Genomic DNA, 19,957 nt, shown 5'->3' with positions numbered 1-19,957 from the left:
CCTTACCGAGTCGTGTCAGCGCTGCCCCGAGGACGGGCGCGGTGTGGGATCGACAGGCGGCAGGAACCGCTTCGAGTCGGTCGGCAGGGCCGGTACCTCGTCCGGATCCAGCGGCTTGACGAGCCGCGGCGTGATCAGGACGAGCAGTTCCGTCTGCTCGTTGCGATCGGCCTTGCTTTTGAAGAAGTTGCCGATGATCGGGATCTTCGAGACCCACGGGATGGCAGCGCCGTCGGTTTGTGTCTGGTTGCTCAGCAGACCGGCCACGGCGAACGTCTGGCCGTCGCGCAGTTCGATGTCGGTCTCGGCGCGTCTGGTCGTCAGCGACGGGACGCGGAAGCCCTGGAGGGTGATGCCGTTGTTGAAGTCGAGCGAAGAGACTTCCGGGCGAACCCGCAGCCTGATGATGTCGCCGGCGATGGTCGGCTTGAAGTTCAGCCGGATGCCGAACTCCTTGAACTGGATGGTGACGGCGTTGGTGTTGCCACCCTGCACGATCGGCACGGGGAACTCACCGCCGGCGAGGAAACTGGCCTCCTGTCCGTTGTAGGCGATCAGGTTCGGCTCGGCGAGACTCTGGAAGTAGCCGTTCTGCTGCAGTGCCTTGATCAGCAGGCCGAGCCCTTCCTGGCGATCGAACACGAACAGGTTCAGGAAGTCGGAAAAGACCAGCCCGCTGGTGGCGTCGTTACTGAAGTCGGGCCCGGCGTACTGCTGGGTCGTGGTGCGGGCCGCGATGCGCTGGTTGGAGATGAAGGTGGCCCCGAGTTCCGTGACCGCACGTCGGTTCACCTCGGCGAAACGCACCTGCAGCATCACCTGCTGGCTGGGCGTGCCGCCCGGCAGGCCCAGCATGTTGATTACCTTGCTCTTGGCATAGGCCCCGGCCGCGATCTCGCCGGCGCGCAACACGATGTTGTTGCTCGAGACCTCACCGACGAGGATAACGGCCTCGTCCGAGACGGAGACGCGAATGTCCTCGCCGGGAAACAGGACCTTGAAATGCTGTTCGAGCGTGGCCACGCCGGGGTCGACGGCGACGTCGTACTGGACGCGCGCGTCGTTGCCCCAGATGATGAGACTGGTCGTCCCCGGGCCCTTCCCGTCGACCAGGACTTCACGCGGGTTGACCACCACCGCATCGGCGACCGCAGGGTTGGTCACCGCAATCCGGACGATGTCGAACGGCACGGCCAGCACGCGCGAGCGGTTCGCGGTCAGGGTGATCCGTTCGAACGCGCCGTCAGGGGCGCTCGGCGTCGCCGGCCTCGTGCCCTGAGCGTGGAGGGGCAGCGGCATGCTGCCAGCGATCGCGAGGGCGAGGCCGAGAGCTGACGTCTTGAGGATGGAGCGGGTCACTTGACGATCTCCTCGGTGCGCTTGGCGCCACGGATGGTCTCGACGGTATAGGCCTTTGGTGCAGGCGGGGCGGCAGGCGGCGGCGCAACCAGGCGACGCGGGCGCACCCGCGGGGCAGGGGCCGTGGGCGCCGACGGCGCGTTGTCGGTCTGCGTGCCGAGCAGGCTCGCAAGACGGGCGCCTGGCGTTGGGGTCGGCGCCGTGTCGGTCGGGTTGCGCAGCGTCAGAGTCACCTGGCCCTCGACCTGCGCCAGCGCGATCCGCTCGGCGTCCTCAGGCAGCACCAGCAGCGTGACCACCGAGGCCGCAATCGGCTTCCCTTCGGCCTGCGCCTTGTCCTGGTCGATCCGCGTCCCGGCGGTCAGCACCTGCACGTTGCTGACGACAACCCGGGTCATGCTGCTGCGTGTGGTGGCGCCTGGCGTCTCGATCGTGACCAGCACGTCGACGCGCGATCCGGGTACGACAAAGCCCGCTACGCCGACGACCTCGTTGACCTTGATCGAGATGGCCCGCATGCCGGGCGTGATCGTCGGCGAGAGGCCTGAGCCGATGCCCTTGGCGGCGAGTTTGGCTTCGGTCACCGGTTCGTTGACTGCCAGCCCGAGGATCGTGCCGCGGTCGAGGGCGTCCTCGACGCGCCCGAGGGCCCCCTGCACCTGGCTGTTGGTCGGCCATGGCATCACCTTGACGTGATCGGTTGTGAGCAGCGTGCCCATCGGCACGTCGCGCACCGCCACGACCACCGGCACGGTGTCAGGCGTAGACGACTGCGCTGACAACCGCTGCATCGCCATGAAGGCAACGAAACTGGCCCCGAGTGCGGCCACGAGTGCGACGGCAAGGACGATGGCCGTCCGCAAGCCCCGATTCATGTCGTTCTCCTTGGGCGCCTGCACACTCCGCGTGCGCGCCCGATTCCTGCGAGCCGGAAGCTCGGGGACGACTCGTTCGTCCACGAATTCCGGCGGACCTCAATGTCCTGCGTGGTCGCCTCTCTGCGACCACCTTCCGACCGCTGCTGCACGCCCGACCGGTGTCAGGCGCCGGCGAGCGCTCAGGGGCCTGGTGCCTCGACGCGCATCGTCGACACGCCATGCAAGGTGATGGTGCTGAACCCATTGCTGCCCCCAACCAGGGCCGAGATCGGGCCGAGCACGAGGTACGTGCTCGTGTAGGCCACTTCGACGCGTCGCGCCGAGACGCCAGGGCCTCCGGAGACCGCCACCGTCGTGTTGACCATCGTCGTGGTGGCGTTGGCGTCCGCGCCGGCGCCGATACCGGTGTTCAGGTAGTCGTTGACCCGCGCGATCACGTCGGCTTGCGTGTAGTTGGGCAGCGTCGCCAGCCGAGCGCCTTCCCGCGCGGCGTTGGTCACGACTTCGTATCGCTGGAACAGGAACCCGAAGTCGACGATGCCCGCAAACACCAGCAGCAGGACGGGGAGCACGAAGGCGAACTCGACCAGTTCCGCCCCACGCTCGCCATTCCGCGTACGATTCACAGTCAAGCCTTCAGCCATAGCGTCAGTACCAGTCCACAAGCGATCGGAATCGCGTAGGCCAACCGCAAGCTCCGGGAGTCTTCCAACGTCAACCCGGCGACCGGGCCCGGCCCCACCACGCGCCAGTGCGTCAACATCAGCGACAGGTGCCCGAGCGTTCGCCGCAGGACGCCGTGCCACAGTGCGAGCCCGAGCGCCATGACACCGCCGCAGAGGGCGGTGTAGAGCGCTGTCCACAGCACGAGATTGCTACCGATCCAGGCGCCCAGCGCGCCCAGCAACTTCACGTCGCCGCCTCCCAAGCCTCGTACCGCGAACAGGGGAAGGAAGAGCAGGAACCCGACGACACCGCCCAGCAGTCCGCCGATGAGCGCCCACGGCCCGCCGACCAACAGGCGGCACAACAGGGCCAGCAAGGCCGCGCTCACCGTGAGCACGTTCGGAATCCGCCGGGAACGCACGTCGGTGGCACAGGCCACGAGCGCGGTCATCACGGCGCCGCCGATCAGGAGGTCCATCGGGCCGGTCAGCATCGTTGGCATCACATCGGATCCGGCGAGTTCCACAGACCCTGCGTGCCGACGTCGTACGATCCGTACGCGGTCCCGAGTTTGCCGGCGATGACGCCCCACGTGAGGACGCTGACGATGCCGATGAGCGCCGTCAGCAGCGCATACTCCAGCAGGTCGTTGCCGTCTTCGCAGCGCCACACGCGACGCGTCACTCCAGCGATCGTTCCGTTCGCCATGCGCCGCATCCTCAAGGAATCTTCGCCTCGACGCTGGTCTTGTAGTAGTTGTCGATCGCCAGCCCGAGCGCGCCGATCGCGACGATGGAACACACGGAAATCAGCGCCGCGAGCAGTGCGTACTCGATCAGGTCCTGCCCGCCGTCGTCAGTCCACAGCCTGCTGCGCGATGTCATTGAACCTACCCTCGGAAGACTCGGCGCGACGGGCAAGCCACCAGGCCTGCCCGCTGCGCCGATGGCGTCAGGGAATCGAAGCCGACACGCTGCCGAACAGCGCATTGACCTTGCTGCCCACGCCCGTGATGGCGAGGACGCACACCAGCGAGATCAATCCCGCCAGCAGCGCGTACTCGATGAGGTCCTGGCCCTCGTCATCACGCACGACCGAAATCAGAAACTGCTTCATCTGTCCTCCTAACCCCTTTGCCCGGGGTCGGTCCTCGCCGTGGGGCGGTGGACCGGTGTTGCCCGCACGCCACCATGGCATGCCCGGCAGTGCTCCCGGCGGTGCCGGAGAGCGATGAACGCGGCGCAGACCTGCACCGGTTCAAGTCGAGAGCCACGCCCGGTGGGCGCACCTCTCGATTTCATCGACACATCGAAGCAATCGACCCGGCGGATCGCGACTCCAATGCCGGTGCGCCGACATCCAGTGTCAGCACAGCGGCGTGGCCAATCCGGCCCTGGAGGGTGCCCGCCGGCACTTCGATGGCGGCAAACGCACGTGGCGCCACGGCGAATCGCCAAGGAACCATGCCTTGGCGTACCTTCACGACAGCACCCGCGCGGTCGACGAACACCACGTCGATTGCGAAGCGCATGCCGACCGTGTGAACGGCCTGGCAGGGCGCGATGATCAGCGCCGACCCTTCCGGCCATGACTCCCGGGCCAGCAGCCCGGTGCGGCGCGACGCCGAGTCGAAGGCCGTGTCGATCCTCTCCGCCAGCACGAGGCCCGATTGCTGCTCGACGAGCCGCCACTTCGCGTCTCGATCGCGCAGAAGAGGGGCCAGCCAGTGGGCCCTCACCAGACCACCGGCATGCGTAACCGGTAGGTTACCGGATGGCCGTCCCGTGTGGCCGGCGCAAAACGCCACGTCTTGGCGGCCGAGACCATCATCCGTTCCTGATGGCGCGCCGCCGGCGACACGAGCCGCACGGTCGTCACCATCCCGCGCTCGTCGATCACCAGCTCCAGCACTCCATGCGTGCCGGCCGGGGGTTCGCCGGTGGGCACTTCGGGCATCTGGGCGCGCACGATCGCCGGCGGCGTGACGTCCGTGTCGGCCGCGGCGAACGGCGGTCCGGCCGGCCTCGATTCCTCAACTACAGCCTCCGTCACCGGGGCGTGAGTCCCACCCTGCCCTGGCGTGTCGTCGGGCCTTGCGTTGGACGGTGCCTCGGACGACGTCGGCGCGACTTCCGGCGTGGCCTCGGTTCGCTGTGACAGGCGCGACCTCGATCGGCTACTGGCGGGCGGCCTCAACGTGATGTCCTTGCCGCGCCCTTCTGCCGCAGGCGGCGGGGCCGACAAGGACCCCTTCACCACCGCGGCCGCCGAGGCAACGACGTTCTGCACGCGCTGTGCCACGGTTGGCTGGGCTACTGGATCACCGTTGGCCGGTTCGACGGACGCCGCCAGGGGTTGCTTCAGCGTCCACGCGCCGACGGCGAGCACCGCCACCGCCATCGCGATCGCCGCCACGAGCTTTAACGGACGCGTATTGAATGACTTCCGGGTCTTGGCGACAGCCGTGTGTTCGTCGGGCGGCACTTGGCGCGCTCGCTCGGTCAGGGCGTGCAGGGCAGCCGCGCGGGCGGCCGCGACGCGGGTGGAGGAGGCGCGCTCCGCCAGCATCTTTAAGTCGCCGACTTCGTCCGGACGACAAAAGAAAGTCAGCGCGGCAAGAAACTCTTTTAGGGCGGACTCGCGGACTTCTGTCAGGCTGGAGTCGGCAAGTGCTGCGAGCCGCTCGGGGCTACTAGGCGGCAGTAGCGCCTTCAGGAGGTCGGCGAGTGCGGGGACGACGTCGGGCGCCGCCGTTGCCTGCGGTTCGATCCGGACGATCCCGTCGGACCCGAGGTGCAGGCCCGTCAGCCCGGGTACGCCGAGCGCCGGCTGATCCATCACGGCACGTCCGACCTGATGCACGAGGGCCACGGCCTCGTACCAGGCCACCGGCGTCGACCCGTCCACGAGGTCCGCCAACCGAATCTCCGACGAAGTCATCTCTGGTGATGCCACTGAAGTCTCGTTCGAGTACGGCCGACGGCGTCGCTGCTCGGAAACTCGAAGCAACCCGGCGGTATCCCTAGCAATCGGCAGAGGACTCGGTACTCACCAGTCTCCGGGACACACCTCTCGAACGGCCCCGCCTCTCGACTCTCTCGCCCCTTGTGTCAAGCAGACACAGTCCCGATGTGCGGTCGGGCCCGCGGCTGCCCCGCCTCTATACTGATAGGCGCATGTGCGCTGCACCACGCCGCCGCAGGACCGCCGCGCGCCCTGGCCGTTCGGGAGTGCGTCGCGCCGGGCAGGTGCTGTCGGGGATTGCCGCCGCCGGCGTGCTGTACCTGGGGTACCTCGCGCTGACGGTGCCAGACGTACGGCCACTCGTCGACGCGCCACCTGCCGACACCGCCTTCATGCGCCTGCGCGATCGGCAGGCCCATGCCGAGGGACATCCCGCGGTTCGCGAGTATCGCTTCGTGCCATACACGCGCATCGCCCAGACGCTGAAGCGAGCGGTCCTCGTCACCGAGGACAGCGGCTTCTGGGATCACGACGGCATCGAGATCGAGGCGATCAAGGATTCCCTGGAAGCCAACCTCACACAGGGCACCATCGTGCGCGGCGGCTCGACGATCACGCAGCAGCTCGCCAAGAACCTGTACCTCTCGCCGACGCAGAACCCGTTGCGCAAGCTCAGCGAGTTGATGATCACGCGCCGCCTCGAGCGGCTGCTCAGCAAGCGTCGTATCCTCGAGCTGTACCTCAACGTCGTCGAGTGGGGTGGGGGTACGTGGGGCGCCGAAGCGGCAAGCCGTCGATACTTCCGCAAGCCTGCGTCGGGACTCGGCGCGTCCGAAGCCGCGTTGCTCGCCGGCGCGTTGATCAATCCCAACCGCTACAGTCCAGCCGATCCGCCGCCACGATTGCGCCGGCGCCAGCAGATGATCCTGCGGCGCATGGGCACGCGGGGGGCGCCTGTCCCGCCATCGGAGTACGACGCCGCGCCGAAAGCGGTGATCTCGCTGGACGCCGACACGGCCGTGGAATCTACCGAGCCCTCTCCATCGTCCGATAGTAGTGAGGAAGGCAGCACACCCCGGGCCCCGGTGGACGCACCATCTCAGCCAGCGCCGACACCGGATGAGGCGCCAGCGCGACCGTTACCGACACCACCTTCCGATACTTGACCCGATGTGGCTCGGGGGTGTTTCATGTTCCGGCCCGCCCGCCCGATTTGCCTGGCAAGGTATGTTCCATCTTACTGACGCGCTCTCCGGCCTCGTAGCCGACATCACCCAGCGTGTCCCAGCACTCGCACACGTGCGTCCCGAGCGCACACTGCTGTTCGCGCGCCGCGGTCGCACGGGCGCCGACGGCCCCAATGCCACGTGTCATTGCCTCACGTTGCCGACGAGCGAACCGGGCTATTACTTCTGGGCCGATGCGCTCACCGGCACGATCACGCGCCGATCGCCATGGTTCGTCACCAAGTCACCACAGGTGGTGATGCATGGGACACCGATCGATTACATGATCTCGGTTGCGCTGCCTCGGTTCTCGGATCAGGTGAGCCGTCGCAAGCTCGACCGGTATGTCGATACCGGGTTACCCCCCTGGGTCGTACGCCTCGACACGATCGTGCACGAGCTCTACCACATCGCCCCCGATGCGAGCGGGCTGCGCCGGCTCGCGCGTGCCGACGGCAGCATCGATCACCGGACCCACCCGCCACAGTTCTTCGACGACGTCCGCGATCTCGTCTGCTCGTATCTGGACACCGCGCCGTCGGCCGACGTGCTCGAGGTGGTCCGGCACGACTTCGCCACGTTGCAGGCGCGGCATGGTTCGGTGGTGGCCACGACGTTCCGCGACGGCTCGTACCCGCAGCGGTACGTGGACGTGCTCGCCGATCAGCCAGTGGCGCCGGCGGTGCTGGTGGAGCCCTTCAAGGAGGCGCCTGGCCGCGCGCTCTTCACCGAGGCGGATCTCGTCGTTCGCGACTTCAGCCGCGCGCCAGCGCTCGTCCCGGTCTGCGCAGCCTAGAGAATTGCAGGAATTTCAGAATTTCAGAATTTCAGTGCCATTGCCAGCTTCGAGGCACGGCGGTGGGTAGTGAAATTGTGAAATTCTGCAATTCTGCAATTACGCGCGGCCCCGGTCACGTTTCGTCCAGCTCGACGTTCCAGTACAGGTAGTCGCGCCAGCTGTCCGGCGTGTGCCGCAGGCCGATCGTCAGGCGCACGGCCGGCGCCTTCGATGGCCGCTTCGGTGTCCGGATCAGCGACATGCCGGCCTGGGTGGGCGTGCGTCCGCCCTTGCGCCTGTTGCACGTCACGCAGGCCGCGACGATGTTGTCCCAGGACTTGCGACCACCCTGGGCCACTGGAATGACGTGATCGAAGGTAAGGTCGGCGGCCGAAAACCGGATGCCGCAATATTGGCAGGTGCAATGATCTCGGGCGTAGATGTTCGCGCGAGAGAAGGGCACATCATCGATGGCCCGCCTGATGCGTATCCGCCTCAGCAGGCGGATGACGGACGGAAGTCGAAAACTCAGCGAGACTGAGTGCACTTCCCGGTCGTGACTGGCGACAACCTCCACCTTGCCCTGGCACCAGAGCGTGAGGGCCTTCTGCCAGTTGACGACCTTGAGGGGCTCCCACGTCGCGTTGAGAAGCAATGTCTGCTCCATAGGCGGCGCTACTGACCCGTTCAACGGTTCTGGCAAGTAGTCTGTCCCACGCGCTTCTGCACTGTCAAGCCATCCATTGGCCCGGTAAGGTGCACGTCGCTAAAGAGTTACATCCACCGTCCCGATAGCGCGACAGATGTTCTGCACGGCCCGGCTCATCGTGCTGACGCTCACCCTCGCGACCGGTGCCTGTGCGTCCGGACGGGGCGTCGGCCGTGCCACGACCTACCCTGTCCCCGGGGGAGGGCAGGCCATCGTGGCGCAAGCCCGTGCATACACGGGCACAGCCTATCGGGCGGGCGGCTCCGCCCCCGGCGGCTTCGACTGTAGCGGCTTCGTTCAGTACCTCTACGGGCAGTCAGGGGTCGCATTGCCGCGAACGGCCGAGTCGCAATTCGAGGTCGGTCGGGATCTGCGGACTCGCGCCATCGAGGCGGGTGACCTCGTGTTCTTCCGCACCGACGGCCATCGCGTGTCGCATGTCGGTATCGCCACCGGCGATGGCGGATTCATCCACGCGCCAAATGCCCGCAGCCAGGTCCGCGTCGACCGGCTCGACGCGCCGTATTGGGCCGAGCGGTTTGCCGGCGCCCGCCGCCTCGTGGCGCGCTGAAACTGTGTAATTGTAGGCGTCGAGCTTGCTCGACGCCTACCCGGTACCCGGTACCCGGTGCCCGGTACCCGGTGCCCGGTACCCGACGCTTTTCTGAAATCCTCATGACGATGTCGCGCGCCGAGATCCAGGGAATCGAGCCGACGGCGGTCGCACCGGGCGGCCGCCTCGTGGTCCGTGGGACGGGTTTCGCCGTGCGCCCAGGCCAGGTGCCGCAGGTCACGCTCGGTGGCGAGAGCGTCCGCGTCGTCCGCGCGTCCTCCCGTGTCGTCGTCGTCGAAGTGCCGGCCGACGCCGCGGGTGGACAGCAGGCGCTGGCCATCGAGGGACTGGAGGGCTCGACGCCGTACGTCATCGTCGGCAAGGTGCTGGCAACGGGCGTCCACCAGGTGGACAGCCCGGCCTACGACAGGGAAGGCCGATTGCACGCCACGCTCAGCGGTCAACGCGGCCAGGAAACCCCGGTGTCCGTCTTCCGCATCGGCCCGGATGGCGCGCGTGAACCGCTGGTCACAGGTCTCGGCAACGCCACGTCGCTGGCGTTCGGGCCGGACGGCCATCTCTACGTATCGAGTCGCTTCGAGGGCACGGTCTCGCGCGTCACGCCCGACGGGGAGGTCGAGAAATTTGCCGAAAACCTCGGCGTCGCATTCGGGCTCGCGTTCACCCGCGACGGCGATTTGCTCGTCGGTGATCGCTCCGGCACCATCCATCGCGTCGACCGGCATGGACGACACAAACCGCTGGCCGCGATCCCGCCGAGCGTCGCGGCATTTCACCTTGCGGTCGCACCCGACGATACGTTGATCGTTGCCGCGCCCACACTCAATTCGTCGGACGTGCTCTACAAGGTCTCGCCGGAGGGAGAGGTCAGCCGGTGGATCGAGGGCTTCGGGCGGCCCCAGGGCCTCGCCTTCGACGCGCACGGCGTGCTGCACGTCGTCGATGCCCTCGCGGGCGACAGCGTCGTCTATCGCATCGCTTCTGACGGGTCCAGGACCGTCGCCGTCAGCGGCGCAGGGCTGCTCGGCGTTGCCTTCGATCCGACCGACGGCACGATGGCCGTCTGCACAAACGACACAATCTACCGTGTGGCGCTGTAACGCCTCACAGTTGCGCGTCGACAGGGAACCGCACGATGGTAGGGACGCCTCTCCGAGGCGTCCAACTCACCACCGCTGCCCTCGAGGTGTCGATGTGGACCGCTCGGAGAGCGGTCCCTACCTTCGGACATCGGCCGTCACGGATCCATCCTCTGTTTGCGCTGCTGGATCCGCGCGATGTTCGACTCGTAGGTAATCGCTGACTCGACGCCGGCGGGCGGAAAGCCGGGTTGCTGGTAGACCGGATATGCGGGCGTCCGCAGGTGCGCCAGCATGTGGTGGCCGGTGCGCGTGGCACGCTCGTGACGGATCGCGTCGATGTCGATCGGCGCGACGACGATGCGCTCGCCGGGGCCGGGGGAGGCTTCTGCGAGCAGCCTCCCGTCGAAGTCCACGACCTGGCTGCCGCCGGGCCAGGAATACGGCGGATAGTGCGCGAGGCTCGCACCCTGGTTGGCCGCGACGACGTACGCCATGTTCTCGAGTGCACGCGTGCGGTTGACCAGCGTCCACCAGTTCATCGGCTCGGTCGCGCCCCACGGGTCCATGTAGGCAGACACGCGGATCAGGACCTCCGCACCGTTGGCAGCGAGTTGGCGGATGGCTTCGGGGAACAGCCAGTCGTAGCAGATGGCGCACCCGAGCTTGCCGATCGGTGTATCGGCCACGGGGAACAGCGGTTCGTCGTAGCCGGGGATGTCGTGAGGGCTGGCGTGGACCTCGAACGGTATCCACGGGTTGACCTTGCGGTACCTGGTGAGGATGCCGTCCGGGCCGATCAGGCACGTCGTATTGAACACGACTCCGGGCCAACGCGGATCGACCTCGATCATCGACCCGCTCTGTATGTAGATGTCGTGCTGGCGGGCCCGCTGCACCAGCCGATCCGTGTGCTCATTCGGGATCGGCACGGCGAGGTGTTCGAGCAGGGATTCGACACTCGCATAGGCCGGAGCGGCATGCGCGAATTCGGGGAACACCACCAGTCGCACCGGCAGGAACGGCTGGCTGCCGATCACCGCCGCATCGATCATCGCGATCATGCGGTCGGTGTTCCCGCGCATCTCGTCGCGTGTGCGCGGATTGGGCAGGTCGGTCTGGCACGCCGCGGCCGCGTATCGCAGGCGGGAGCTCGTCATCGCAGCTCGCCTTCGCCAAGGCTTCCGCCTGCGCCAGGGCTACGGCGGACAAGACGGCCGGGAGGCACTCCGGCGAGGCGCGGCACCTGACGACCGACGATCCGCGTGTTGTACCGCGTGAACCAGGCCGGCTCGGGCCAGGACGACGGCGCCGGGTAGCGCGTCATCCGATGCGAGGGCAGCGGCCACGCCTGGTCCGGGCTCGCGGAGTTGATGTCCATCTCCTTGCTGTACCCGTCCCCGTGCAGGAGGAACGTGCGGGTCCAGCCAGCGCGCAATGTCGGCAACGCCGTGGCCTCGAAGGCGAGCGACACTTCGTCGCCGGGCCGCGAGACGACGAACTGGTCGTCGACCGCTTGCAGGAGCGCGCCGACGTCACCCTCACGCGTATAGCGTCCCGGCATCTGCTTCCATGGGGAGATAGCGGTCACGCGGCTGTAGTCGAAGGTGAGAGGCTCCCGGGGCGAGGTCATCTCGGAGAAGCCACGCCAACCAAGCGTGGCGCTCGACGCGGGCACGCGGGTCACGACGATGTGATTGTCGTCCACGCCTTGGGCCGGGCTCGGCCGCCTTCGCGCTACGCGCTTCGGCGCCCAAGGAGAGCGGGCCCTACCGTCATCGGCCCTACCTGGTGACTGACCCGACTTGCCGACGCTCTCGACACTCCCGCATTCGGCATTGCCGCATTCCGCATAGCGGGTGGCGATCTCGACCTGGTCCCAGTACACGCGCATGCTGGTGGCAATGCGGACCTCGCGGCTCGCGGAGAGGAAGCGATCAGTGAGGTCGACCACGATCGTCTGCGGACGGCCGACCGGCACGCCAATTTCCTCGATTACCGTCTGCCACTCGCCATTGCCGTTGCGCACCTGCAGCGATGGTGGATGCAGGGCATGGCCGGCATGCGAAGCGGCGATGTTGTCGCTCGAGAAGGCATAGTCGGTCCACCCGGTCAGCAGCAGCACGGCACCACGCGATGGCGTGGCCGCACCGAGATCGAGGGTCATGCCGTGCGGCTTCGCGTAGCCGCGCACAGGCAGAAGCGGCAGGCCGTCGACGAACGTGCGGTCGGTGCGAGCCGCGTTGGCGGTGGCGTCGCGGCCGGACGCGTCGATCACCCGCTGGACTGGACGACGCTCGCGCAGCGTCTCCACCTGCAGCCCGGCCGCCGGTGACGACACCAGGCCCTCGCGTGGGTACACGTCTGTCCCGGCTGGATGATCGATGGCGACGAGCGACAGGTGGTCGAGAAACAGCGTCTCCTCGAGTTCATTGGTCACGCGCAACTCGTACCGGCCGTCGCGCGCCCGCAACTGGTCGGCGCGGATGCGGACGAACTCTTCCGGGTCAGGCGTGCTGTAGACGCCAGGCGAGACCTGGTAGCCCATCTCGCCGCCACCGAGAAAGTCGGTGACGAACTCGAAGCGCTCGCCATTCCATGAGTAGAGATACGGGCACGACGAGGGCTTCCGATCGAGCTCGACGACTTCGAGCGAGCGCTTCTTCTGCGTGTCGGCACCGATCGGCTCGGCCTGCACGATGCCGGCTGGCCACAGCACACGCACGACGTCGACAGCGGGCCGCGTGCCCAACCCGAACAGGATGTCGGCCGGCGCCGCCGCCGGCGAGGCGGCCGAGGTCTCGAGCTTCTGCCACAGGCTGCCGGCCCGCATCTCCACCTTCGCGCCGATGCCACCGCGGTTGCTCACCTGTCCGGTCAGCGCGACGTGGAAGCCCGGCGTGGCGACGCCCCCGGCCAGGTGCAGCGTCGCCTTGCCGGCGCGTACCGTGACGATGTCCATCGATCCGGACAGGTCGGCATCGAGCAGCACAAGGGCGTCGGGAGTCGGGAGTCCGCCTTCGCCAAGGCTACGGCGGACAAGTCGGTCTTCCGCCTTCGCTGAGACTACGGCGGACACGTCGGCGTTCGGCGTTCGGCGTTCGGCGTTCGTCAATCCCGTCCGCCCGGTGATGTCCTCGAACGCGCCGCCGGCGGCCTGCCGCGCGACGCGGACGCCATCGGCGGCGAGGGTGACCACGTCGAGTAGCCCATCGTTGTCGGCGTCGACCATCTGCGCCGCGAGCGCACCGGCGGCAAGCGCGTCGAAGGGCCTGGCCGTGAAGCGATTGTTCGATGCGCCGACGGCGAGGACGCTGCTGCCGGTGCGGGCGCTCACCGCGATGTCCGGGAAGCCGTCCTTGGTCGCGTCGCCGACGGCGATCGTCGCCGCCGGCGGCAGCGCGTCGAGTCCCACAGTGGTCGATACCTCGCGGAACGAGGCGTCCCGCATGTTGCGCCACAAACGGATGCGGCCGTCCTCGCCGAGCACGAGCAGGTCGATGTCGCGGCGCATGTCCACGTCGGTTGGGATGAGGGCCAGGGCCACCAGCGGTTCCTGCGCCGGGAGCGCGTTCGCGGAGATGTCGGCAAAGGTGCCGTCGCCGTTGTTGCGCCAGGCGGCGAGGGGGGCTGGCGATCCGTCGATGCGGTTCGCACCGCCGATCACCAGGTCGGTATCGCCATCGTGGTCGAGATCGACGAGTGCCGCAGTCCTGACGTCGAGTGCGGTCATGATGCCGGTCCGGGCGGTGACGTCCTCGAAGTCGATGGCGGTACCGCTGGCGCCGGCCTTCTGCCTCCACAGGGCGATGCCGCCGCGTCCGTGCAGCAACACGTCCGCCTTGCCGTCGTTGTCGGTGTCGGCGACGATCGCGCCGCGGGGCGCAAATGCCGCAGGTAACGGCCACGACGCGGACCGCAGCCGACGCGGCGCGGCCCCGGTGTTCACGTACGCGTCGAAGCCTGCGTCGGTGACCACGAGGTAGTCGCTGTGCCCGTCGTGATCGAGATCTCCGGCGGCGATCACCGTCGAAGACGTGCCGCTCCCGAATGCGAGGCCGGCGGTGGCGTAGGTCAGCGCCGTCGGGGTTGGCGCGACGTCAGCTTCGGCGCCGGTCGACAGGATGGCCTCCGCGTACCGGCCCTGTTCCATGTAGGTGTTCGAATACGTGGTGCCGTAGCCCGTCTCGCGCAGCACCTGGAACTTTGCTGTCGTGGCGGCCCCGAGTTCGCGCTGGCCGGCGCGGGTCTGGGCGACCGCGAGGTTGTAGAGCGCCGAGACGTTGTAGGGCTCGAGTTCGACCGCCTTGCCGAAGACGGGAACGGCCTCCGCGTAGGCGCGCCGCTGCAGGAGCAGCTGGCCGAGGTTCACGAGCGACGCGACATCGTCTGGGTCCGCCTGCAGCACGCGCCGGAATGCGGCTAGCGCATCCTCCTCGCGATTCTCGCTGCGGGCAATCAGCCCGAGCACGAAGGTGGCGTGCGGCGGCGCCGATGACGCCTCGGCGGCAGCGGTCGCAGCCTTGACTGCGGCCGGCAGGTCCGGCTCGTACATGCGCGCGATCGCGAGGTTGACGCGCGCCGGCACGAAGGCAGCGTCGATGGTCAGCGCTGCCTCGAATTGTGTTGCCGCCTTCGCATAGTTGAACTGCTCGAGATAGGCGACGCCGAGGTTGTTGGCCTGCCAGGCCCGCTCCCGCACATCGCGCGGTGAGGACGTTGGCTGCGCCGTGAGCACGACGCCGAGCGTGACCACGCCGGCAAGCAGGATCAGGGATTGGGGCATCATCGATTCTCGTAGCCTACAGCCTAAACGGCAGGTCTCAGGACTCAGGTCTCAGGCGGGACTGGACCTCAGACCCGAGACCTGAGACCTGAGACTTGAGACTTGAGACCTGAGACCTGAGACTTGAGACCTGAGACTTGAGACCTCACGAAGCAGACCACAGGTGGTTATCGTCCGAACGCGACGCGGCGTGTAACGCCCTTGGCCTCGGTGACCACGAGCGTCTGGCCGGCGTCCTGCGGGCCGAGACGATCGACCTGGCCGCTCGGCCAGCGGATTTCGACCTGCTCCACCCTGGTCGCCGTGCCGAGCCCGAAGGTGAGCGGCAGTTCGCTCTGCGAGAGGTAGCTCGAGCCGGTCTTGACCATCCCGATCCGTGTCGCGCCGCCGGTCGTCACGCGGACCTCGGCGCCGATGGCCGAACGGTTCGACTTGACGCCGACGAGCGACAGCCGCAGTGCGCGCCCACCGGCGGAGTCGTTGCGCAGCACGCGCGCCGGGCCGTTGTTCACCGTCACGATGAGATCCTGATCGCCGTCGTTGTCCATGTCGAGGTGCGCCGCGCCGCGCGCCACGGTCGGCGTCATCAGCGCCGGGATACCGGCAGCGACGTTGGAGAAACGGGCCTTGCCGCCGTTCCGGTACAGGTGCGAGGCCTGCGCGTAGGTGACCTTCGGCTGGACGCGATTGATGTCGTCGGCCACGTGCCCATTGGCGGTGAAGATGTCGAGCAGGCCGTCGTTGTCGGCATCGAAGAAGAAGCACGCGAAGGTCAGTGACAGGAGCGATTCGCGTCCGAGGCTCGATGTCGGCGCATCGTCGATGAACAGCCCGTTGCCTTCGTTGCGATAGAGCGACAGCATCTCGTTGGAGAAGTTGCCGATCAGCAGTCCCGGGCGCCCGGATCCATCGAAGTCGGCCGCGTCCACACCCATGCCGGCGCGGGCCACGCCCGCTTCGTTGAAGGCGACGCCGGCGGTGACCGCTTCGTCCACGAACGTGCCCTTGCCGGTGTTGCGATAGAGCCGGTTGGGCTGCGTGTCGTTGGCCACGAACACGTCGAGATAGCCGTCGGCGTTGTAGTCCAGCAGGCCGACGCCGAGCCCCTTGCTGGCGGGATCGTTCAGGCCGGCCTTCGTGGTCGCGTCCTCGAACGTACCGTTGCCGAGGTTGTGGAAGAGAAACGGCGTCTCGCCCTTGTAGCTCTCCGGTGTGCAGTACGACTTCGTCTTGCCATCGAGCGTGCAATGGATGTCCTTCTCGAGTTGCCACTGCACGTAGTTGGCGACGATCAGGTCGAGCCGGCCGTCCTTGTCGTAGTCGAACCAGGCCGCGCTGGTGGAGAAGCCGACCCGACCGACGCTGGCGCGCTGCGTGACGTCCTCGAAGGTGCCCTTGCCGGTGTTGCGGAAGAGGCGATTGCCGCCGAGGGCGGTCACGAACAGGTCGACGAAGCCGTCGTTGTCGTAGTCGGCGGCCGCCGCGCCCATCCCGTACGCCTCGAAGGCCAGGCCTGCTGCCCTGGTGACGTCGGTGAACGTGCCGGCGCCGGTGCTGCGATACAGCGCCGGCAGGCTGCGCAGCGGCGGGCGTCCCGGCCACGCCTTGCCATTGGCGAAGAACAGATCCTGGTGGCCATCGTTGTCGAAGTCGAGCACGACGACGCCGGCACCCATGGTCTCGGGCAGGTACTTCTTGCCGAACGCGCCGCTGGTGTGACGGAACGTCACGCCGGCTCTCGTGGTGACATCGGTAAAGGCGACGAGCGCCGGGGACGCCGGGCCCCTGGCCCTGGACGGTTGACCGTGCACAAGGGAACCGACGCTCGCGACCGCGAAGGTCGCCAGAGAGAGTGTGAGGAGTGAGTTACGTATCATTTCTGCGAGGTAGGGACCGCTCTCTGAGCGGTCCATGTCCGTGCGGTCTCCGCGGGTGAAGGATGGCTCTTTGGAGATGGACGGCTCGGAGAGCCGTCCCTACCACCCGCGGGCCACGCGGACGCCTGCCGATGCTCGTGCACGCCCTGCCGCTCGTTGTTATCGTCGGGGTTCAGGCGGCGGTAGTCGCCGGTAATCGCCTGCGACGCCTCGTCGGCCTTGAAGCGTTCGTACAACGTCCGCTCGCGCATGGCGAGTTCCTGCTGGCCCATGCCCTGGTAGCAGAGCATCAGGTTGTAATGCGCCTGCAGATCCTCGGGGTCCACATCGAGCGCTGCCTTGAACTCGCTGACGGCCTCCGGATACTGCCGCTTCAGGAACAGCACCCGCCCGAGCTGGTTGCGCACCACCCGATCACGTGGGAACTGGCGTGCGGCTTCGCGCAGGTGCGTGATCGCATCGTCGTAGTTGCCAAGCGATTTGGCGGTCTGGCCGACGAAGAAGTGGGTCTTGGCCAGCGCCGGGTTGATCGCAAGCGCCTTCTTCAGGACCTCACCGGCGCCATCGACGTTTCCCTCGTTGATGCGGGCCCTGGCGACGTTGACCCAGCCGTCGGCATAGCCGGGCTCGGCCTGAGTCACGTTGAGAAACGCCGCTTCCGCGCCCTTGAGGTCCCCCTGCAGCAGGAGGCCGATGCCGTAGTCGTTCCAGCGCTCGCGCACGCTCTGGTGTACCAGGGGCGCGTCAGGTGGGAGGGGATCGGTCGCGCCGACCACCTGCAGCGTCGCCGTCGCCTCGGCCATCACCGTGATCGGGATCGCGGGGATGGCCTTCACACCTCCCGGCACGTGTGACGTGTCGCCCGTGAACAGCCAGCGACCGCTGTCGTGGTCGCGGCCGATGCTCGCGTCGCGCTGCGCCGGGTCGCGCACGCCGGCAAACGCCCACTGCGTGTTCCACCAGGCGAACTTGCGGTAGTTCAGCCTCGCCTTGAGGGTGATCCGGTCACCCGCGTCGGCGGGTACGTCGAGACGGTAGTGGATCGTGTCGGCCGCGCCGGGCGGGATCAGGCGCACGTACGCGACCGATCGCGCCGACCAGGCGTTGCGCTTGTTGATCGGGTTGCCCCTGGCGTCGAGCAGCAGGCTCCGGTAGAAGTGCGCGCCGGGTTCGACCGGCCCCTTGCCATCGTCGGCGACGACGCCGCTGTGCATGATCGTGCGTCCCTTGCTGTCGACAGCTTCGAGCTCGACCCAGACGTCGAAGCCGTCCACGGTGCCGCCCGGGAAGAAGTGCCCGACCTTGCGCGTGCGCACCACGACCTCGAGGCGCACCGACTCGCCGCGCCGAACGGCCGGCGTGACCTTGTCGAGCGGCGCCACCACCGGCAGCGCCGGCTTGAGTACCGCCGTGCTCGCGCCGAAGTTGATCGACTCCTCACCGACGGCGAAGGTGCTGGCGGCACGCGGCTCGCTGCCGGCAACCGCGCGTTCCTCGCCAGCCGTGCCCGCCGACGAGCGCACGAGACCAAAGATGTCGATGCTCACCTGGCCGTCCTTGAGGAAGGACTGGACGGCCTTCAGCTGCGTCGCGTGCCCGTTCACGAACGGCAACGCGGTGTTGGCGGCCGCGAACCGGTGGCTCTTGTGCTTGCCGTCCCTGGCTGTCGGGTCGGTCGAGGCGACCTTCGGCATGTGACAGTCGCCACAGCCGGCCGACTTCGCGGGGTAGTAGAAGGCGCGTGCGCCCATGCCCGACACGCCCGACGCCTGCCAGTTGTCGTAGTCGTTGAAGCCGCGAATCCAGCGATAGCCGTTGACCGGCACGTCCAGGTGCACCTTGTGGCAGCTGCTGCAGTACTCGGGCGTCTGGTCGGTCATGAACGGCTTCAGGAACGTCTCGCGGTGCGGCTGCGGGTCGAGCTCGAGCAACTTGTCGTGCGTCCACTGGAGCAGTGGCTGGCCGCTGACCGCCAGGTCGTGCAGCGGTGGGTACTCGATGACGAAGTTGCCGTTGCCCATCGAGCTGCCCACGTGCGTGATTGCATGGCACGACGTGCAGCTCAGCCCGTTCTGCGCCTCCGGCGTGTCGATCTGCTGCTTGATCGGCGTGTCGAAGCGGCCGTTGAAGAACACGGCGTGGTCATGGCAGCCGGCACACCACTTGGACGGCGTCGTGCCGACCATGTCCTGCATGTACTCGATCGACTTCCGGTACCACTGGTTGTTGAACGATGCGAAATGGTGCGCCGACTCGTTCCACTCGTCGTAGATCTGCTTGTGGCACCGCGCGCAGTCCTTGCTCGTCATGAAGAAGTTCGAGGGGATCACGGTGTTGCGGTCGGTGTTGGCCGATGACGGGAAGAACCGACTTGCGGGACCCGCGCCCTCTTCGCGCATCGACGTCGGCACGATCGACGGGTTCCGGATGCGGTAGGACGCCCGGCGCACCGCACCATAGCGGCTCACGTACGCCACCGAGCCGACCAGCGCGACGAGCGTGACGGCCACGCCGACGCGCAGCAACCGGGCCGCCCGGACGTCGGCCGTGCCACGGAAGCCCGGGCCAAAGGACCTCACCAGCAGCGCCAGGAGTACCGGCACGGTCCCGAGGACCGACGCCGCGATGTGCGTGTAGAGGAGCCAGCGCCAGGGGCGGGTCGCGCCGGTCCAGGAGAGGATCAGCCCGGTGGCAAGCGCGACGAGCAGCGGACCGATGGCGACGCCCCAGCCCTCCGGCACGCGGCGGTGCCGCGCCAGGAACCGCAGGGCCGTCGCGCCGAGCACGATGCCACCGACCACGTGCAGCGCCACCTGCGCGTAGTAGAAGCCCGACGCGGTTGCGAATGCGCCGAGGTAGGCGCTGTTCAGGAGCAGCAGGAAGAAGCCGGCGAGCCACCACGCGCGGCGCCCGGAAAGGAGCTGAGCAGACATGTCGAAGAGCCCAGCTTATCGGCGCCTGGCGATGTCGCTGGTCACCTGAAAGCACTAGTGGCGAGCTTCAGACGCAGGAGCTCAGGAGCGCAGGAGCGCAGGAGCACTGTAGGCGTCGAGCTTGCTCG

At 67.6% G+C, this 19,957-nt stretch carries 18 protein-coding genes; 4 read left to right on the top strand and 14 right to left on the bottom strand.

Annotation, left to right across the window (positions count from 1 at the left end; translation table 11 throughout):
- Window positions 1-15: 15 nt before the first annotated feature.
- From LuPra_RS27545 to LuPra_RS32355, 9 genes are all read right to left on the bottom strand, one after another.
- Entirely contained in the window at window positions 16-1,359 is a 1,344-nt protein-coding gene (locus tag LuPra_RS27545) for a type II and III secretion system protein family protein (RefSeq protein WP_110173736.1), read from the bottom strand.
- The gene (gene cpaB, locus LuPra_RS27540) at window positions 1,356-2,234 is read right to left on the bottom strand and encodes a Flp pilus assembly protein CpaB (protein ID WP_157899761.1); all 879 of its coding nucleotides are present in this window, start codon (window positions 2,232-2,234) and stop codon (window positions 1,356-1,358) included. The genes LuPra_RS27545 and cpaB overlap by 4 nt, the downstream gene beginning before the upstream one ends.
- Window positions 2,235-2,416: 182 nt before the next feature.
- Entirely contained in the window at window positions 2,417-2,863 is a 447-nt protein-coding gene (locus tag LuPra_RS27535) for a TadE/TadG family type IV pilus assembly protein (RefSeq protein ID WP_234800974.1), read from the bottom strand.
- Window positions 2,864-2,865: 2 nt separating this feature from the next.
- A complete protein-coding gene (locus tag LuPra_RS27530) occupies window positions 2,866-3,405 on the bottom strand; it encodes an A24 family peptidase (protein ID WP_157899759.1) in 540 nt (179 codons plus the stop codon).
- The gene (locus LuPra_RS27525) at window positions 3,405-3,611 is read right to left on the bottom strand and encodes a Flp family type IVb pilin (RefSeq protein ID WP_157899758.1); all 207 of its coding nucleotides are present in this window, start codon (window positions 3,609-3,611) and stop codon (window positions 3,405-3,407) included. The genes LuPra_RS27530 and LuPra_RS27525 overlap by 1 nt, the downstream gene beginning before the upstream one ends.
- A gap of 11 nt (window positions 3,612-3,622) precedes the next feature.
- Window positions 3,623-3,787 carry a Flp family type IVb pilin gene (locus tag LuPra_RS27520; RefSeq protein ID WP_110173731.1) on the bottom strand — a complete coding sequence of 55 codons (165 nt, stop codon included), beginning with the start codon at window positions 3,785-3,787 and terminating at the stop codon, window positions 3,623-3,625.
- A gap of 67 nt (window positions 3,788-3,854) precedes the next feature.
- Window positions 3,855-4,019, bottom strand: coding sequence for a Flp family type IVb pilin (locus LuPra_RS27515; RefSeq protein ID WP_110173730.1), 165 nt, complete (start codon window positions 4,017-4,019; stop codon window positions 3,855-3,857).
- Between the two features lie 181 nt (window positions 4,020-4,200).
- The gene (locus LuPra_RS32360) at window positions 4,201-4,641 is read right to left on the bottom strand and encodes a DUF192 domain-containing protein (RefSeq protein WP_157899757.1); all 441 of its coding nucleotides are present in this window, start codon (window positions 4,639-4,641) and stop codon (window positions 4,201-4,203) included.
- Complete coding sequence (locus LuPra_RS32355; RefSeq protein ID WP_157899756.1) at window positions 4,638-5,858, bottom strand: energy transducer TonB; 1,221 nt, start codon at window positions 5,856-5,858, stop codon at window positions 4,638-4,640. Before LuPra_RS32355 ends, LuPra_RS32360 begins: the two co-directional genes overlap by 4 nt.
- 221 nt (window positions 5,859-6,079) lie before the next feature.
- Here LuPra_RS32355 and mtgA point away from each other — a divergent pair, with 221 nt between their 5' ends.
- Entirely contained in the window at window positions 6,080-7,033 is a 954-nt protein-coding gene (gene mtgA, locus LuPra_RS27505) for a monofunctional biosynthetic peptidoglycan transglycosylase (RefSeq protein WP_110173728.1), read from the top strand.
- A 61-nt stretch (window positions 7,034-7,094) separates the two neighbouring features.
- Window positions 7,095-7,889 (top strand): hypothetical protein, encoded by a 795-nt coding sequence (locus LuPra_RS27500; RefSeq protein WP_110173727.1) that lies wholly within the window; start codon window positions 7,095-7,097, stop codon window positions 7,887-7,889.
- 115 nt (window positions 7,890-8,004) lie between these two features.
- Here LuPra_RS27500 and LuPra_RS27495 read toward each other — a convergent pair whose 3' ends face one another.
- Window positions 8,005-8,448 (bottom strand): HNH endonuclease, encoded by a 444-nt coding sequence (locus tag LuPra_RS27495; RefSeq protein WP_234800583.1) that lies wholly within the window; start codon window positions 8,446-8,448, stop codon window positions 8,005-8,007.
- A 226-nt stretch (window positions 8,449-8,674) separates the two neighbouring features.
- Here LuPra_RS27495 and LuPra_RS27490 point away from each other — a divergent pair, with 226 nt between their 5' ends.
- Both LuPra_RS27490 and LuPra_RS27485 read left to right on the top strand, forming a co-directional pair.
- Window positions 8,675-9,151: a C40 family peptidase gene (locus tag LuPra_RS27490; RefSeq protein ID WP_110173725.1), complete on the top strand. Its 477-nt coding sequence runs from the start codon at window positions 8,675-8,677 to the stop codon at window positions 9,149-9,151.
- Window positions 9,152-9,255: 104 nt separating this feature from the next.
- Window positions 9,256-10,254 carry an IPT/TIG domain-containing protein gene (locus LuPra_RS27485; protein WP_110173724.1) on the top strand — a complete coding sequence of 333 codons (999 nt, stop codon included), beginning with the start codon at window positions 9,256-9,258 and terminating at the stop codon, window positions 10,252-10,254.
- A gap of 137 nt (window positions 10,255-10,391) precedes the next feature.
- Here the strand turns inward: LuPra_RS27485 and LuPra_RS27480 are convergent, their stop codons facing one another.
- The 4 genes from LuPra_RS27480 to LuPra_RS27465 all read right to left on the bottom strand — a co-directional run bounded on the left by LuPra_RS27480 (window position 10,392) and on the right by LuPra_RS27465 (window position 19,829).
- Window positions 10,392-11,393 carry a nitrilase-related carbon-nitrogen hydrolase gene (locus LuPra_RS27480; protein ID WP_110173723.1) on the bottom strand — a complete coding sequence of 334 codons (1,002 nt, stop codon included), beginning with the start codon at window positions 11,391-11,393 and terminating at the stop codon, window positions 10,392-10,394.
- Window positions 11,390-15,022 (bottom strand): FG-GAP repeat domain-containing protein, encoded by a 3,633-nt coding sequence (locus LuPra_RS27475; protein WP_110173722.1) that lies wholly within the window; start codon window positions 15,020-15,022, stop codon window positions 11,390-11,392. The genes LuPra_RS27480 and LuPra_RS27475 overlap by 4 nt, the downstream gene beginning before the upstream one ends.
- Window positions 15,023-15,186: 164 nt before the next feature.
- Entirely contained in the window at window positions 15,187-16,749 is a 1,563-nt protein-coding gene (locus LuPra_RS27470) for a CRTAC1 family protein (RefSeq protein ID WP_162472844.1), read from the bottom strand.
- 143 nt (window positions 16,750-16,892) lie between these two features.
- On the bottom strand, window positions 16,893-19,829 hold the full coding sequence (locus LuPra_RS27465) for a tetratricopeptide repeat protein (protein WP_110173720.1): 2,937 nt from the start codon (window positions 19,827-19,829) through the stop codon (window positions 16,893-16,895).
- Window positions 19,830-19,957 lie beyond the last annotated feature (128 nt).

The sequence above is a fragment of the Luteitalea pratensis genome (assembly GCF_001618865.1).
Classification (GTDB): Bacteria; Acidobacteriota; Vicinamibacteria; order Vicinamibacterales; family Vicinamibacteraceae; genus Luteitalea; species Luteitalea pratensis.
Note: the sequence above shows the minus strand (reverse complement) of the source record. Positions and strands in the feature narration are given on the sequence as shown.

Excerpts from the sequence above, each read along its gene's own strand:
- cpaB (WP_157899761.1), bottom strand. The coding sequence starts at position 2,234 with ATGAATCGGGGCTTGCGGACGGCCATCGTCCTTGCCGTCGCACTCGTG.
- LuPra_RS27530 (WP_157899759.1), bottom strand. The coding sequence starts at position 3,405 with ATGCCAACGATGCTGACCGGCCCGATGGACCTCCTGATCGGCGGCGCC.
- LuPra_RS27525 (WP_157899758.1), bottom strand. The coding sequence starts at position 3,611 with ATGGCGAACGGAACGATCGCTGGAGTGACGCGTCGCGTGTGGCGCTGC.
- LuPra_RS27520 (WP_110173731.1), bottom strand. The coding sequence starts at position 3,787 with ATGACATCGCGCAGCAGGCTGTGGACTGACGACGGCGGGCAGGACCTG.
- LuPra_RS27515 (WP_110173730.1), bottom strand. The coding sequence starts at position 4,019 with ATGAAGCAGTTTCTGATTTCGGTCGTGCGTGATGACGAGGGCCAGGAC.
- mtgA (WP_110173728.1), top strand. The coding sequence starts at position 6,080 with ATGTGCGCTGCACCACGCCGCCGCAGGACCGCCGCGCGCCCTGGCCGT.
- LuPra_RS27500 (WP_110173727.1), top strand. The coding sequence starts at position 7,095 with ATGTTCCATCTTACTGACGCGCTCTCCGGCCTCGTAGCCGACATCACC.
- LuPra_RS27490 (WP_110173725.1), top strand. The coding sequence starts at position 8,675 with ATGTTCTGCACGGCCCGGCTCATCGTGCTGACGCTCACCCTCGCGACC.
- LuPra_RS27485 (WP_110173724.1), top strand. The coding sequence starts at position 9,256 with ATGACGATGTCGCGCGCCGAGATCCAGGGAATCGAGCCGACGGCGGTC.
- LuPra_RS27480 (WP_110173723.1), bottom strand. The coding sequence starts at position 11,393 with ATGACGAGCTCCCGCCTGCGATACGCGGCCGCGGCGTGCCAGACCGAC.
- LuPra_RS27475 (WP_110173722.1), bottom strand. The coding sequence starts at position 15,022 with ATGATGCCCCAATCCCTGATCCTGCTTGCCGGCGTGGTCACGCTCGGC.
- LuPra_RS27465 (WP_110173720.1), bottom strand. The coding sequence starts at position 19,829 with ATGTCTGCTCAGCTCCTTTCCGGGCGCCGCGCGTGGTGGCTCGCCGGC.